Source organism: Bacteroides propionicifaciens DSM 19291 = JCM 14649, from assembly GCF_000375405.1.
Classification (GTDB): Bacteria; Bacteroidota; Bacteroidia; order Bacteroidales; family Bacteroidaceae; genus Bacteroides_E; species Bacteroides_E propionicifaciens.
The window spans coordinates 41,963-57,711 of record NZ_AQWS01000012.1 but is presented as its reverse complement, the minus strand read 5'-3'; the positions used below and the strand labels follow the sequence as shown (position 1 = coordinate 57,711).

Here is a 15,749-nt window from a genome sequence, read left to right as displayed (position 1 = left end):
TTGAATGGTCAAAGGTAATTGATTTTTCAATTAAAAACGAAAATATCAGTTTAAAAAACGGGAATACCATTTAAAATACTGACTTTTGTTTATAAACATATTACGTCTATGAAAACTTTTAAGCAATATCTTATCCTATTGGCTGTAATCCCTTTACTAGGTTACCTTCTGATTGCAGCAAAATCCAAAGAGCCTACTGTTTATGGTGTTGGCTTTTATAATGTTGAGAACCTTTTTGATACCATTCACGATGTTAATAAAAACGATCATGACTACCTCATTGGAGGTAAGTTGGATTGGAATCGTGAAAAATACTCGTCTAAACTAACCAATATTGCACGTGTACTTAGTGAAATGGGGAGTGATAAAACTCCCGCTGGGCCAGCAGTAATTGGTTTGGCAGAGATTGAAAACTTTCGAGTGCTCCTAGATCTTATCTTGCAACCCGCTTTAAAGGGTAAATACCAATACCTACACTACGAAGGAGAAGATAAACGTGGTATTGACTGTGCCTTGCTTTATAACCCCGATTTATTTTTACCCCAACATAGTTTGCTTGTTCCTTCTAAACCCTTAGATGGCGATACTATCCACAAGACTAGAGGATTTTTGGTTGTTAGTGGTTTGCTTGGGGGAGAAAAGATAACGCTGATTGTTAATCATTGGCCCTCCAGAGGAGCAGAATCTCCTGTACGTGTTCATGCTGGCGAGCAAGTGAAGCTTATTACCGATTCGATTTATAATTTAAACTCTCATGCCAAGATAGTGGTCATGGGCGATCTTAATGACGACCCTATGGATCCGAGTGTTGCCAAGGCCTTGGGTGCTAAGAAGCATGTTAAAGAGGTTAAGTCAAAAGAATTGTATAATCCTTGGTGGGAGATACTCGAAGATAAAGACGTGGGAACATTACTTTATAGAGGAAAATGGAACCTATTTGACCAAATAATAATTTCTGAGCCACTACTAAAAGCTAAAACAGGTCTTCGATTTGTCGAAGCGGAGGTTTTTATGCGCGATTACCTATTCGAGCAAGAAGGTAAATATAAGGGTTCGCCCTTCCGTACTTTCGGGGGAAGAAAATGGCTCAATGGCTATAGTGATCACCTACCGACTCTTATTTATTTAGCTCAGTAGAATCAATTGTTATATATGTTTAAGAATATAGGATATATAAACTATCCAACATTTCTATTGTTTTATATTTAGCTTCTAACTGAAGCTTTTAAATTAATGCAAAGTGAGTATTGCAATTTGTGAATACTGCAATAATTGCCTTTAATTTAAGGTCTATTCAGGTCTAATTTAGGGTATATTTACTCTTTATAGACTCCAGTTTCAAACAATTATGCTTACTTTTGTATGGAATTAAAAATTCACTAACAATAAACTTTATAAAGAAATGATTAATTACAAAGATCTAGGTCTTGTAAACACTAAAGAAATGTTTGCTAAGGCTATCAAAGGTGGATATGCTATACCTGCTTTCAATTTCAATAATATGGAGCAACTACAAGCTATTGTTCAGGCAGCTGTAGAGACAAAATCTCCTGTTATTATTCAAGTTTCTAAAGGTGCGCGTGCTTACGCTAACCAAACACTTCTTCGCTACATGGCTGAAGGTGCTGTTGCTTATGCTAAAGAACTTGGAGCTAAAAATCCGGAAATCGTATTGCATCTTGACCACGGTGATTCATTTGAAACATGTAAATCATGTATCGACATGGGTTTCTCATCTGTAATGATCGACGGTTCTCACCTACCATATGACGAAAACGTAGCACTTACTAAAAAAGTAGTAGAGTATGCTCATCAATTCGACGTAACAGTAGAAGGAGAACTTGGTATCTTAGCTGGTGTTGAAGATGATGTAGTTGCTGAAACACACACATACACAAGACCAGAAGAAGTTGTTGACTTCGTAACTAAAACAGGTTGCGACAGTTTAGCTATCTCTATTGGTACTTCTCATGGTGCTAACAAGTTTACTCCAGAGCAATGTACTAAAGATGCTCAAGGTCATCTTGTACCTCCACCATTGAAATTTGATGTACTTGCAGGTGTTGAAAAAGAACTTCCAGGTTTCCCTATCGTTCTTCACGGTGCTTCATCTGTTCCACAAGAAGAAGTTGCAAAAATCAACAAATACGGTGGTGCATTGAAAGATGCTATCGGTATTCCAGAAGAACAACTTCGTAAAGCTGCTGCTTCAGCTGTATGTAAAATCAATATCNACTCTGATAGCCGTCTAGCTATGACTGCTGCAGTTCGTGAGGTTTTTGCTACAAACCCAGGTGAGTTTGACCCACGTAAATACTTAGGTCCAGCTCGTGAAAACATGAAGAAAGTGTACAAGCACAAAATTGAAAACGTACTTGGTTCAGCTAATAAACTAGTTGACTAATCTAGAGTTTTCTTATAATATATAAAGGGCTGTCTAATTCGATTTAGACAGCCCTTTTAGTTCCTTATACTTTCTCCTTATCAATAATAAAAACGAGCTACTCGCTCAACTCAAACGACTTACTTGGGTGTAACCACCCTTTGGTTTTGGTAGAGTGAGTGAGGCTCTGTGGTTTTAGTATTACCCAATGCTGATAGGTATATATAATAAAAAAAGGATTACTTATATAAGTAATCCTTTTTAGGCGGCGGAAGCTGGGGGATTCGAACCCCCGGAACAGTTGCCCGTTCGACAGTTTAGCAAACTGTTGGTTTCAGCCACTCACCCAAGCTTCCTGTGCAGCATTTGCTCCCAAATGCGATGCAAATATAAGTTGAACTTTTTGACTTAGCAAATATTATTCGATAATATTTACATCAAAAATCACGACAGATCTTTATCTTATTTATAATCAGTAAATTAAAATAATAGTCGGAGACCCACTATTATTTTATTCCTTCTTACTCAGGGTCATCTTCCATCATTTCCATTTTGGCTTTTAGTGCTGCTTGTTCGGTCATGGTTTTATCTTGTTCTGAAATCAGAAGCAGAAGATCGTCTACATGAAGAGTCAGAGAGCCATTAGGAATTAAGAACTGATCGTCTCGCTTGATTAGCATAACCAGAGTACCTTGTGGCGTATTTACCTCTTTAAGTGTTTTACCATGTCGTAACATGTTGTCGTTGACTGTAACCTCAAACAAGTGTGTGTTTAGCTCCTCAGGTAGCTCAATTCCAAATTGGTTGGAATCATCATCAAGAGGAGTAGATAAGTGCAGCAGATTGGCTACAAAAGAGATTGAGGTACCTTGTATCACTAACGAAAGAATAGTGATGAAGAACACAATATTAAAAATAACATTTGCTCCAGGCACATTATGCATCACAGGGTATGTTGCAAAAATAATCGGAACAGCGCCTCTAAGACCTACCCATGAGACAAAATGCTTGGCTTTAAGCGATATTTTTCTAAAAGGTGTAAGACATAAGAATACACTTACGGGACGGCCTATTACAATCATAAATACACCAATAAGAATAGCCGCTGGTGCTATGCTAAGTAACTCGTGAGGGTTTACAAGTAGTCCGAGTGTTAAGAACATAATGATCTGGAATAACCAGCTAAATCCATCCATAAAAGAGGCAATCTCTTTACGGTATACTATTTTATTATTACCCACCAACATACCTGCAATATATACTGCTAAATAGCCGTTACCCTTGAGTGCATCAGTAATAGAAAAAGTAAAGAATATAAACGAAACCACTAAGATGGGGTAGAGTGATGAGTTGCCGATATCAATCTTATTGATAATATAGATTAAGAATTTGCCAAGTAAATAACCTACCACACCGCCGACAACAAACTGTGTCAGAAAGGACAGGGCTATTGTTCCAGGTCCCATTCCGGTCGATTCAATAAATTGAATCAGCACTATTGTTAGCATAAAGGCCATTGGGTCGTTACTACCACTCTCAAGCTCAAGCATAGGGCGCAGGTTCTCTTTTAGGTTCATCTTCTGCGAACGCAAAATAGCGAATACTGAGGCAGAGTCAGTTGACGACATAGTTGCAGCTAGTAGGAGTGAAGTTGTTAGTGGCAAATGTATGTTTGTCCACGACATATCCGATATAAAGAATATAAAGAGTCCCGTGAGAAGGGCCGTAAATAATACCCCCAGAGTGGATAAGACTATTCCAGGGAAGATTATGGGCTTAATCTCTTTATATTTGGTATCCATACCGCCCGAAAACAGGATTATGCTCAAGGCTACCATACCAATAAATTGAGCTTCACCAGTATCGTTGAATTGCAGGCCAATGCCATCGGTACCAAATACCATACCTACGACGAGGAATAATAATAGGGTAGGGACACCAAACTTGTAACCTGTTTTGCTAACTACGATGCTAACAAATAGGAGTACTGATCCTATTAATAAGATGTTCTCTGCTGTAAATGTCATAAGTGGTTTTAAAATTAAATTCTAGAAGATTTATTAAGGGAGTGATATCTTTATGCGAAAATAAGTAAAAACATTTTGAATAGAAAACCGATGGACTGTTATAAATTTGTAGTTGTCAGCATTTATGATAATCTTTAGTCTAGTCATTTATTATTAAATAATTAACTAGAAATGAATATGCCGAAGAATAGGGTTGTTATTTTTGATTTTGATGGTGTTATTATGGATACAGAAACCATTTACACCAAATTCTGGGATGAAAAAGGAGAGGAGTACTTGGGTTTATCCGATTTTGGAGATACCGTCAAGGGAATGACAGACCATGTTATATATGACAAATACTTCTCTAAAATTCCCGATTTAAAGCCAGTATTGGATAAAGCTATAAGTAAGCTCGAAGCTGATATGCCGATGAATTATATTAAGGGTTCTAAAGCATTTATAGAAGATCTAAGAGCTAACGGAATACGAATAGGTATGGCTACAAGTTCTGATAACAAAAAAATGAAGATGGTTTTTAGTAAGCGTCCAGAGCTTTCTGGATTGATTGATAAATGTGTTACTGTTAATGAGGTAGAGCATCCTAAACCTCACCCAGAAAGTTATATTAAGGCAATGAAGCATTTTGGTGTCGCCCCAAAAGATACTGTTATTTTTGAAGACTCTATTTCCGGATTGACTGCTGCTCGCGACTCGGGTGCCATTGTTGTCGGGGTTGCCTCGACTAATACACGTGAGCAGATTGCTCCTTATTGTGATTTTATCATTAATGATTTCAGTCATATGAATTATGCTAAGTTGCAGGAATTCTTTGTCTAAATATCGTCAATATAAAAAAGAGACGGAAGTAACTTAAAATAATTACTTTCGTCTCTTTTTTATACTTACTAATAGTACGTCAATGTTTGCTCTATGTAAGTTGTATTAGGTTATTTACTAGTTGTTATAGCTTTCAATCACTTCTAATATTTCCTTAGGGTGGTGAATAAGGTGGTCGGGCTTGTGCTTTGCTAGCTCCTCTTCGGCTCTAAAGCCCCAACTTACTCCACAGCCAATGATTCCTGCATTCTTAGCAGTTAACATATCCACATCAGAGTCTCCAAGATAAAGGACTTGATCTTTAGGGGTAGGAATTACCTCGAGTATCTCTTCGATTATCATAGGGTCTGGTTTTGTTGGTATGCCCTCACGTTGCCCAAGTACTTTTAAGAAAGGAATATCTGAGAAGAAATGGTTGACCAAAATCTCAGATCCTTCTTGGTATTTATTGGTTGCTATGGCAAGTTTTATATCTTTGTTTTTGAGTTCGTAAAGCACATCCATCATTCCTTGGTACGGTGTACTTTTATCGGTTAGGTGTTCTGCATAATAGTCGACAAAAATAGTTCTCATCTTTGCAATGTTTTCGGCAGTCTTCTCTCCTTGTGGGAGTGCTCTCTCAAATAGCTTATCTATTCCATTGCCCACCATCATATTGAATCGCTCGATAGGGTGTGTGGGGTATCCCAGTTTATCTAATGCAAAGTTTGTACTTTGGGCTAAATCAGCAATTGTGTTTAGCAAAGTTCCGTCTAAATCGAAAATAACTAGTTTAATCATGATTCTTGTAATGTTTTAGATAAATTGATACTTCCCCAAAAATAGTCAAACTATTTGAATGTTTGGGCGTAGAAATATTGAAACCTTGTTTTGAGTTTCTTTGTTTACATATAAACACCTTTGGTGGGCATTTGAGGGTTGAATATCCTTTTATTTGCACACTTTTATCTGTTTTATGCAATTATCTACTATATTTGCATAGTTATAAACGTAGAATAAATAGAAATAATATGAGTTATAATTTATTAAAAGGAAAAAGAGGGATTATCTTCGGTGCTCTTAATAGTCAGTCTATTGCTTGGAAAGTAGCTGAAAGAGCTGTTCAAGAAGGTGCGCAAATAACACTTTCAAATACAGCTATGGCTGTAAGAATGGGTGAAGTTAATGAGCTTGGAAAACAACTAAATTGCGAAGTTATTCCTGCTGATGCAACTAATTTGGCAGAGCTAGAAAACGTATTTGCTCGTTCAATGGAAGTTTTAGGAGGTAAGATTGACTTTGTTCTACACTCTATTGGAATGTCTCCAAACGTTCGTAAAGGTAAAGCTTACGATGATTTGAACTATGATTTCTTAAATAAAACATTAGATATCTCAGCAATCTCGTTCCATAAGATGCTTCAAGCAGCTAAAAAATTGGATGCTATTGCTCAGGGTGGCTCTGTTCTTGCATTAACTTATATTGCTGCACAACGTACATTCTGTGGCTACAACGATATGGCTGATGCTAAATCATTGTTGGAGTCTATTGCACGTAGCTTTGGATATGTATATGGTAGAGATAGTAAAGTTCGTATCAATACGATTTCACAATCTCCTACAATGACAACTGCTGGTCAAGGTGTTGGTGGTATGGATAAGCTTTTCAACTTTGCTGAGGCAATTTCTCCACTTGGTAATGCAGACGCAGATGAGTGTGCTGACTACTGTATGGTGATGTTCTCTGACCTAACTAAGAAAGTAACGATGCAAAACCTATTCCACGATGGAGGATTCTCTAGCGTAGGAATGAGTGATAAAGCAATTGAAGCTTTTGATAAAGGCATGTAATAAGCCCCTATCTCAAATAAAATAAAAATAAGCTGTTTACTTTGATTAAAGTAGGCAGCTTATTTTTGTATGCTTAACTTTGTGACTTAATTCAACTATTAATATGGAACCAGCACTATATTTAATCCCCGTTACCTTAGGGGACACTCCAATTGAGCAAGTTCTTCCTGCTTATAACAAAGAGATCATTCTAGGTATAAAACACTTTATAGTCGAAGATATTCGTTCGGCTCGTCGATTCTTAAAGAAGGTAGATCGAGAGATTGACATAGATACCCTTAAGTTCTATGAACTCAATAAGCGCACCACTAAAGAGCAATATTCGGGCTATTTAGCTCCTCTACACGATGGTGCATCTATGGGGGTGATATCGGAGGCAGGTTGCCCAGCTGTGGCTGATCCTGGTGCCGATGTGGTTGCTATAGCTCAGCGTAAGAACCTGAAAGTAGTACCCTTGGTTGGCCCTTCGTCTATTATCCTATCGGTTATGGCTTCGGGCTTTAACGGGCAAAGTTTTGCTTTTAACGGTTACTTGCCTATTGATAGCAACGAGAGAATGAACAGCCTAAAGCAATTGGAGAATCGAATTTATAACGAAGACCAAACTCAGTTGTTCATCGAGACTCCTTATCGGAATCATAAAATGCTTGCTGATATTTTGCAGCATTGTCGACCACAGACTAAGCTTTGTGTAGCAGCTAACATCACTTGTCCTGATGAGTTTATCGCAACTAAGAGTGTACAAGAGTGGAAAAAAAGCAACTTAGATTTATCTAAAGTGCCTTGTATTTTTCTCTTGTATAAATAACTTGTTTAAGATGATCATACTCGTGTTTGAAGCATTGGCTAAAAACATCTTGTGACAGTTGCTCATCTATTTCGTCTAAACTCCAGAGCTTTCCGTTTTTGAACCTCATGTTTGCGAGTAGCTCTGGGTTATCTGTATCAATTAAGAATAGATAAATTAAGCGATTCGTATATTCATTTTCGAAATGATACGTAATCATGAACATCGGATTAACGCCTTTCACCTTTGGAAAGGCGTTTTTTATTAGTCTATCTGCTCCATCTTGAAGTGTTTCTCCATATTTAAGATAGCATTCCATAGGAATATCGGTCTTGTCTTGATCGATGATACAGTTTTGAGACCTATTGCACAGGTAGAGTTTACCTCCCGATGCTGCGGCTATCCTAATTACAGGGTTAATGTATTCATTCTTATAGCTGATAGCTTCAAGTGCCATCTTCTTGCCTATAACAGCTCCACTCTTGTCGACTACGGGCACAAACTCGATATGTCGAGTAATGCGGTTAAAGTAGTAAATAGCAATTTGGTTGAAGAGTATTGTTGCTATAAATACTAATGGCGGCATGTATCTGTTGAGCAACTGATAGTTGTCAAGTAATACGGGACGTGCTACAATTAATAGTAAAAGAATTACACCAAAATGAATCCCTGATACCATTAAAAATAGACGAGCTGATACCACAGCCGACTCTGCACCTTGTACGTAGAAATGCTTGCTGCATGATCCTTGTTTGTCCATGAAAAACTGAATGAATCTGTTCTTATGTAGATAGAGTACAGCCATCATAATGAACGTACTTATTTCGATGGTCAGAGGTAAGTAACCATAGGGGCAATATTCACAATATACCATTGAGGCAATCGTAAATAAAAATAATATAGCGGTGCTTATATATAGAATGAATTTTGGAATCTTAGCCCCCTTGACGATTGCTGCGTGTAAAGAGAGCAATGCCCCAATACCCGTACCAATGTAAATGGCCAAATCTTGCGATATGAATAGGCATAACACCATCGTAATCAAGATGGGTAAAAAGCCTATCGACATATCGAAAGATGAAGATATGTTTCCTGTCTTACTCATTAAAATTGTCTTAACTAATTATCTTATAAAACAACCGCTTTCTAATATAGTTCTACTTTGAATTTCGTAGGATATGCTTTTCGGCGTGATATGAAGACCTTACTAAGGGGCCACTCTCCACCTGATCGAATCCTTTGTTTAGTCCAACTTGCTTATATTCAGTAAATTGATCGGGTGTAACGTATTCATAAACGGGGTGATGTTTATGCGAAGGTTGGAGATATTGACCAATGGTTAATATTTTACAATTAACAGCTCTTAGGTCATCCATAAGAGTTTCTACTTCCTGAGGAGTTTCACCCAGCCCGACCATTATCCCAGATTTAGCAGTCGAATTGCTTTTCGCAATATGTTCAATGACGCTAAGGCTTGTTGAATAATTGGCTGCGCTCCTGACTTCAGGGGAGATTCGTTTTACGGTCTCCATATTGTGAGAAATGATGTCGGGTTTTGCTTCAATTATTTGTTGAACCAATTCGAGTCGACCTTGAAAATCAGGAATTAGTACCTCTATAGTAGTGGAAGGATTTACTCGTTTAATTTCCAAAATAGTATCAACCCAATGCTGTGCACCTAAGTCAGGTAAATCATCTCTATCTACCGAGGTAACAACAGCATGCTGTAGCTCCATGAGTTGGATTGATTTGGCTACATTGCTTGGTTCCTGAGCATCAAGAGGAAGTGGTCTACCTGTTTGGGTATTGCAAAACTTACAGCTACGCGTGCAGATAGTACCAGCAATCATAAAGGTTGCCGTTCCTCTTCCCCAACACTCGCCCAAATTAGGACATCGCCCACTTGTGCAAATGGTGTGGAGGTGGTGAGTGTCTACTATCTTTTTGGTTTGCGTATAGCGCTCGTTTGTTCCAATATTAATTTTAAGCCAGTCGGGTTTTCGAATATGCTTTTTCATCTGTGTATTGATTTAAACAAAAAAGCACAACTAAAATAAGATTAAAGCTGTGCTCTCTTGGTAGGTTAATTTATAAAAAATCTTTTAGATACTGAGTAAGTTTAGCGTAAAGATGATAGCGAGTGTTACCTCCGTATATGCCATGGTTGCGGTTGGTGTAGACATGCATATCAAATGGTTTGTCTAGTTGAACGAGGCATTCGGCATATTCGGCAGTGTTCTGATAATGAACATTGTCGTCATTCATTCCGTGGACAATCAGTAACTTACCGTTTAGATTGTGTGCACGTGTGAAAGCTGAAGTTGCCTTATAACCTTCGAAGTTTTCTTTTGGAGTGCGCATAAAACGTTCGCCATAAATGGTGTCGTAATATTTCCAATCGGTTACAGGTGCAACAGCAATTCCTGTTTTAAATATGGGTGTACCTTGACTCATACTCATAATTGTGGTGTATCCACCAAAGCTCCATCCCCAAATCCCAATGCGATCGGGGTCAACATAACTTTGTTTGGCTAGGTATTGTGCAGCCTCTACTTGGTCATCAGCTTCTTTAACACCTAGGTAGAGGTAAGTGCTTTTCTTGAAAGCTTCGCCACGTCCACCAGTTCCACGGCCATCAACACAGGCTACAATATAGCCCTGAGTAGCCATATAGGTTTCCCAACTGATACCCCATTTATTGAGGACTTGTTGGCTACCAGGGCCGCTATATTGATACATCAATACGGGGTACTTGTGGTTGGGATCAAAGTTGGTTGGTTTCATCATCCATCCGTTGAGCTCATCCCCATTATCGGTTGTAAACTTGAACATCTCTTTGGTAGGGAGGTTGTAGTTAGCTAGCTCTTTTTTGAGTTTAGCATTATCAACTAGTGTATGTAATGTCGTTCCTCTGTTGTCTTTGAGTGTGATTTCTAATGGCTCTTTAAAGCTACTATACTTATTCATGAAATAGCTCATATCACCACTAAATACTGCTGTATTGATCCCTTTCTTTGAGGTCAATATATGTTTCTTGTTTTTTGCGTCAATCTTATAGATAGTTGTTTCGGTAGGGTTGCCTTCATTGCTTTCATAGTAGAAGGTGTTATCTTTTGCACTCCAACCTAAGAAGCTTGACACTTCATAATCTCCAGTAGTGACTTGCTTAACTAAGTTACCGTTCATGTTGTACCAATAGAGATGGCGAAAACCACTTTTCTCGCTTAAGAAACTGAAGTTGTTATCGTAAAAATGTACATTATCTAGCACACTCTCTTCGATGTAAAACTCACTTTCGTCACGTAGTGCTAGTTTAGCTACTGTTGAACGCGGATTAACAAAGTAGAGATCAAGGCGATTTTGGTGCCTGTTGAGTGTAAATACAGCCAATTTAGTGGGGTCTTTGGTAAAACGGATGCGCGGGATATAATCTTCGGCATTTAATGGTACTTCAAGTTTGCGAGTTACTGCTGATTTGATGTCAAAGGAGTAAACTGCTACATTAGAATTGACCTCACCAGCTTTGGGGTATTTATAGGTGTACTGACCTGGATATAGCTCGTAATCGTTAGTGCGTGGAGCTTCGCCGGCAAAAATAGGAAAAGAATAAGATTTAACTTTCGACTCGTCGAACTTGATATAAGCAAGCATTTTGCTGTCGGCACTAAACTCAAGAGCACGATTAAATCCAAACTCTTCTTCGTAAACCCAGTCAGGGATACCGTTGAGTATTTTATTGAATTTGCCGTCTGATGTTACTTGTGATTCGCTGTTGCCATAGAGTAGTTTAACAAGATAAATATTATAGTTGCGTACAAAAGCAATCATGTATCCGTCGGGTGAAAAAACTGGTGCTTGTTGTGGACCTCCCTCCGATAGTGGTTCCAAAACATTACGTTCTACATGAAAAATGTAGTGTACCGCTGTATATGAGTGTCTATAAATGGGTGTACGCTCGGTTGCGATTAATATTTTACTCTCTTCGGGTGAGTAAGTATAGCTACTGAAAGACTTTATCTTTGATTCTCTAGCGGTGCTAACATCAAAAACAGTAGATACTGCCTTACCAGTTTTAAATGAGTACTTGATAATTTTTGTTCCCTCGGGGTTCATCTGAGTATAATGTAGCCCGTCGTTCATAGGAACAACTCCATGGATGTTTTCGGGAGTGAAACTTCCGTCAACGACATCTTTTAATGCTAGGTTTTGATATCCTTGCGCCATACCTGTTGTAAGGGCAAGCAAGATAAAACAGAATGTGAATGTAATCTTTTTCATAATCACTTATTACAGATAGTTAGATTAAATAAGTAGAACTACAAATGTAGGAAAAATAGACAAGTAGATACGAAGACTTGTGTAAGATTATCTTAGGACTAGGCAGGAAGAAGCCAATGAGTAAGTCGTTTGGTCTAAACCAGTAGGTCGAAATAAAAAACAACTAGGTACTTTTATTGGCCTGTAAAAGAAAGTAATATTCTTCTTCTGTAGATTTAATCTAAATAATGTATCTTTGCAATTCTATAAAGTAAGATTATGAATAATAGATACCCTTATAAAACTTTCCCCGATTTTCTAAAGAGATTTTTCCCCGATACGAAAGTGCAAAAGATATCTCTAAACGCGGGCTTTACATGTCCTAATCGTGATGGTACGAAAGGACAGGGAGGGTGTACTTATTGCAATAATCAGACTTTCAATCCTTCGTATTGCAAGACCGATAAAAGTGTCTTTACGCAGCTCGAGGAGGGTAAGGTGTTTTTCGCTCGAAAATACCCCCAGATGAAATATTTAGCCTATTTCCAAGCTTATACCAACACTTATGATGAGCTCGATTCACTTAAGAAAAAGTACGAAGAAGCTTTGAATACTCCCAATGTGGTAGGGCTTGTAATAGGGACTCGTCCCGACTGTATGCCCGATAGCTTACTTGATTATTTGGAAGAGCTCAATAAACGTACCTTCTTATTGGTCGAGTACGGTATTGAGTCAACCAACAATGCGACGCTTGAACGGATCAATAGAGGGCATACCTATGAGCAAACTGTTGATGCGATTGAGCGCACCGTAGCTCGTGGCATTCATACGGGAGGACATGTTATACTTGGCTTGCCTGGAGAAAATCAGGAGATGATAATTCAACAAGCTATGCAAATTGCACAATTGCCTTTATCGACTATCAAATTGCACCAACTTCAAATTATAAAAGGTACGAAGATGGCAAAGGAATATGCTGAATGTCCTACAGATTTTCATTTATTCAATGTCGACAATTACATGGATTTAGTTATAGACTACATCCAACATCTTAATCCTGAAATTGTGGTAGAAAGATTTTTATCGCAGTCGCCAAAAGAGCTCATAATAACTCCTGATTGGGGCTTGAAGAACTTTGAGTTTACCAATAGGCTGGTCAATAAAATGGCCGAATTGGGTGCTTATCAGGGTAAGTTGTTCAGAAATCAATAATAATAAGTTACTTTTGTTATCAAAATGAAGTTAATATAAACATGGAACAGAAAACAAAGATTACTGGAGATATACACTATGTAGGTGTAAACGACCGTAAGTCACCTCTATTCGAAGGATTATGGCCACTGCCTTATGGAGTGTCTTATAACTCTTACTTGATTGTAGATGAGATGGTTGCTTTGATAGATACTGTTGAAATTTGCTATTTCGAAGAATACATACTAAAGATAAAAAAGATTCTTGGCAGTCGTCCTATCGATTATTTGATAATCAATCATATGGAGCCCGATCACTCAGGTTCTATCCGCTTGATTAAAGAGCAATATCCCAATATTATTATTGTGGGAAACAAACAAACCTTTGGTATGGTCGAAGGATTCTATGGTGTTACTGGAGAGCAGTACCTTGTAGGAGATGGCGATTTTTTAAAACTAGGTAAACACCATCTTCGATTCTATATGACCCCTATGGTACATTGGCCCGAAACCATGATGACTTACGAGGAGACTACAGAAACTATTTTCTCTGGAGATGCTTTTGGTACATTTGGTGCACTCAATGGTGGATTTATCGACTCAAAAATCAATGTGTCAATCTATTGGGATGAAATGGTACGTTACTACTCAAATATTGTAGGAAAGTATGGTTCTCCTGTACAAAGAGCTTTGACTAAACTCGCAGATGTTAAGCTGTCGAATATTTGTTCTACTCACGGTCCAGTTTGGACACAGAAAGAGAATATCGATAAAGTGGTTAGTATCTACAACGACTTGAGTCTTTATAATGCCAAAGAAGGTGTTGTGATTATTTACGGTACGATGTATGGTAATACCGAGGCTATGGCTGAGGAGATTGCATTAGAGCTTTCTGAGCAAGGCATAAAAGATATAGTTTTGCATAATGCTAACAAATCTGACGCATCTTATATTATCGCGGATGTATTTCGTTATAAAGGCCTAATCGTAGGAAGTCCGACTTATAATGGTCAGGTTTACCCTCGTGTTGAGGCTCTTTTATCTGATATTTTGCTTCGTGATATCAAAAATAGATACTTAGGCTACTTTGGCTCATTTAGTTGGGCAAGTGCTGCTGTTAAACGCATGGGTGACTTTGTGACTAAAAGTAAGTTTGAACTTGTCGCTGATCCCATCGAGATGAAACATGCCATGAAGCCAATCAACTATGACCAATGCTCGCATTTAGCCAAAAGCATGGCCGATCGACTTAAAAAAGATAGTAAGTAAACATTACAACCCTATTTACTTTATTAATATATAAACTATAGACATGAGATTAATTATTCAACCAGATTACAATTCGGTTTCTCTTTGGGCTGCTCATTATGTGGCTGCAAAAATCAATCAAGCAAAACCAACAGCTGATAAACCTTTCGTTTTAGGCTGCCCAACTGGTTCAACACCACTTGGTATGTATAAAAACCTGATTGAACTAAACAAAAAAGGTCTTGTATCCTTTGAAAATGTAGTTACATTTAATATGGATGAGTATGTAGGTATGTCTCAAGATCATCCAGAGAGCTATTACACATTTATGTGGAATAACTTCTTTAGTCACATCGACATCAAAGCAGAAAACACGAACTTCCTTAATGGTAATGTAGAAGACCTAGAGGGTGAGTGTACTCGCTATGAAGATAAAATCGCATCTTATGGTGGTGTTGACTTGTTTATGGGTGGTGTAGGTTCGGATGGTCACATTGCATTCAATGAGCCAGGATCTTCACTAACATCTCGTACTCGTCTTAAAACACTTACAGCAGATACAATCATTGCTAACTCTCGTTTCTTCGACAACGACGTAAATAAGGTTCCTAAAACATCACTAACAGTTGGTGTGGGTACTATTATGGACGCAAAAGAAGTTATGATTCTTGTTAACGGTGCTAGCAAAGCTCGTGCTTTATGGCATGCTGTTGAAGGCTGTGTAAACCATATGTGGACTATTACTGCGCTACAAATGCACCAAAAAGGTCTAGTAATCTGTGATGATGCTGCTACTGCAGAGATCAAAGTAGGTACTTACCGTTACTTCAAAGATATCGAAGGTGATAACCTTGATCCTCAATCTCTATTGAAGAAATAAGATATTATACTAGAAATAGTATTTAAGAATTCGGCTTGTGTCTATAATGATGCAAGCCGAATTTTTTGTTGGGGTAGTGGAGTTGCTACTCTTTTTATTAATATTCTTGAAATTGCACTGTGTCAGTGCATAATATTTAATTTATTCATCTAGAAATATCAACATCATATCAGCTAATATTTTAAAAATCTGTATAGATATCACAAACTTTAGAAAAAAAGTTGGTAGGAAATAAGGGTTAAAAGGCACAGTATTGGTATCTAGATCAACTAGTTTGTAAGCTTCCCCAAAAATAGAACTGTTTAAAAATGAAAAAACATTAAATTAGA

Annotated in this window: 13 protein-coding genes and 1 tRNA gene; 8 read left to right on the top strand and 6 right to left on the bottom strand. The window is 37.8% G+C overall.

Features of this window, described 5'->3' with window-relative positions; translation table 11 throughout:
- Positions 1–108: 108 nt before the first annotated feature.
- Together B091_RS0105095 and B091_RS0105090 are read left to right on the top strand one after the other, a co-directional pair.
- Entirely contained in the window at positions 109–1,137 is a 1,029-nt protein-coding gene (locus B091_RS0105095; protein WP_018108931.1) for an endonuclease/exonuclease/phosphatase family protein, read from the top strand.
- A gap of 265 nt (positions 1,138–1,402) precedes the next feature.
- Entirely contained in the window at positions 1,403–2,404 is a 1,002-nt protein-coding gene (locus tag B091_RS0105090; protein ID WP_018108930.1) for a class II fructose-bisphosphate aldolase, read from the top strand.
- A 248-nt stretch (positions 2,405–2,652) separates the two neighbouring features.
- On the opposite strand, the gene B091_RS0105085 is transcribed toward B091_RS0105090, so the two are convergent.
- Together B091_RS0105085 and B091_RS0105080 are read right to left on the bottom strand one after the other, a co-directional pair.
- Positions 2,653–2,739 (bottom strand) — tRNA-Ser (locus B091_RS0105085).
- A gap of 165 nt (positions 2,740–2,904) precedes the next feature.
- Positions 2,905–4,410, bottom strand: a complete 1,506-nt coding sequence (locus tag B091_RS0105080) for a potassium/proton antiporter (RefSeq protein ID WP_018108929.1) — start codon at positions 4,408–4,410, stop codon at positions 2,905–2,907.
- A gap of 177 nt (positions 4,411–4,587) precedes the next feature.
- On the opposite strand from B091_RS0105080, the gene B091_RS0105075 reads away from it, so the two are divergent.
- The gene (locus B091_RS0105075; protein WP_155888259.1) at positions 4,588–5,229 is read left to right on the top strand and encodes an HAD family hydrolase; all 642 of its coding nucleotides are present in this window, start codon (positions 4,588–4,590) and stop codon (positions 5,227–5,229) included.
- Positions 5,230–5,346: 117 nt separating this feature from the next.
- On the opposite strand, the gene B091_RS0105070 is transcribed toward B091_RS0105075, so the two are convergent.
- Complete coding sequence (locus B091_RS0105070) at positions 5,347–6,009, bottom strand: HAD family hydrolase (RefSeq protein WP_018108927.1); 663 nt, start codon at positions 6,007–6,009, stop codon at positions 5,347–5,349.
- Between the two features lie 230 nt (positions 6,010–6,239).
- Here B091_RS0105070 and B091_RS0105065 point away from each other — a divergent pair, with 230 nt between their 5' ends.
- Both B091_RS0105065 and B091_RS0105060 read left to right on the top strand, forming a co-directional pair.
- Positions 6,240–7,058, top strand: coding sequence for an enoyl-ACP reductase FabI (locus B091_RS0105065; protein ID WP_018108926.1), 819 nt, complete (start codon positions 6,240–6,242; stop codon positions 7,056–7,058).
- A gap of 103 nt (positions 7,059–7,161) precedes the next feature.
- Complete coding sequence (locus B091_RS0105060) at positions 7,162–7,866, top strand: SAM-dependent methyltransferase (protein WP_018108925.1); 705 nt, start codon at positions 7,162–7,164, stop codon at positions 7,864–7,866.
- On the opposite strand, the gene B091_RS0105055 is transcribed toward B091_RS0105060, so the two are convergent.
- From B091_RS0105055 to B091_RS0105045, 3 genes are all read right to left on the bottom strand, one after another.
- Positions 7,832–8,950 carry a hypothetical protein gene (locus tag B091_RS0105055; protein ID WP_018108924.1) on the bottom strand — a complete coding sequence of 373 codons (1,119 nt, stop codon included), beginning with the start codon at positions 8,948–8,950 and terminating at the stop codon, positions 7,832–7,834. The genes B091_RS0105060 and B091_RS0105055 overlap by 35 nt on opposite strands.
- 52 nt (positions 8,951–9,002) lie before the next feature.
- Positions 9,003–9,863, bottom strand: coding sequence for a lipoyl synthase (gene lipA, locus B091_RS0105050; RefSeq protein WP_018108923.1), 861 nt, complete (start codon positions 9,861–9,863; stop codon positions 9,003–9,005).
- Between the two features lie 70 nt (positions 9,864–9,933).
- The gene (locus tag B091_RS0105045; protein WP_018108922.1) at positions 9,934–12,123 is read right to left on the bottom strand and encodes a S9 family peptidase; all 2,190 of its coding nucleotides are present in this window, start codon (positions 12,121–12,123) and stop codon (positions 9,934–9,936) included.
- Positions 12,124–12,381: 258 nt separating this feature from the next.
- Here B091_RS0105045 and mnmL point away from each other — a divergent pair, with 258 nt between their 5' ends.
- The 3 genes from mnmL to nagB are packed head-to-tail and all read left to right on the top strand — an operon-like array spanning position 12,382 to position 15,420.
- Entirely contained in the window at positions 12,382–13,314 is a 933-nt protein-coding gene (gene mnmL, locus B091_RS0105040) for a tRNA modification radical SAM protein MnmL/YtqA (protein WP_018108921.1), read from the top strand.
- A gap of 41 nt (positions 13,315–13,355) precedes the next feature.
- Complete coding sequence (locus B091_RS0105035) at positions 13,356–14,561, top strand: FprA family A-type flavoprotein (RefSeq protein ID WP_018108920.1); 1,206 nt, start codon at positions 13,356–13,358, stop codon at positions 14,559–14,561.
- A 43-nt stretch (positions 14,562–14,604) separates the two neighbouring features.
- Positions 14,605–15,420 carry a glucosamine-6-phosphate deaminase gene (gene nagB / locus B091_RS0105030; protein WP_018108919.1) on the top strand — a complete coding sequence of 272 codons (816 nt, stop codon included), beginning with the start codon at positions 14,605–14,607 and terminating at the stop codon, positions 15,418–15,420.
- Positions 15,421–15,749: the final 329 nt, after the last annotated feature.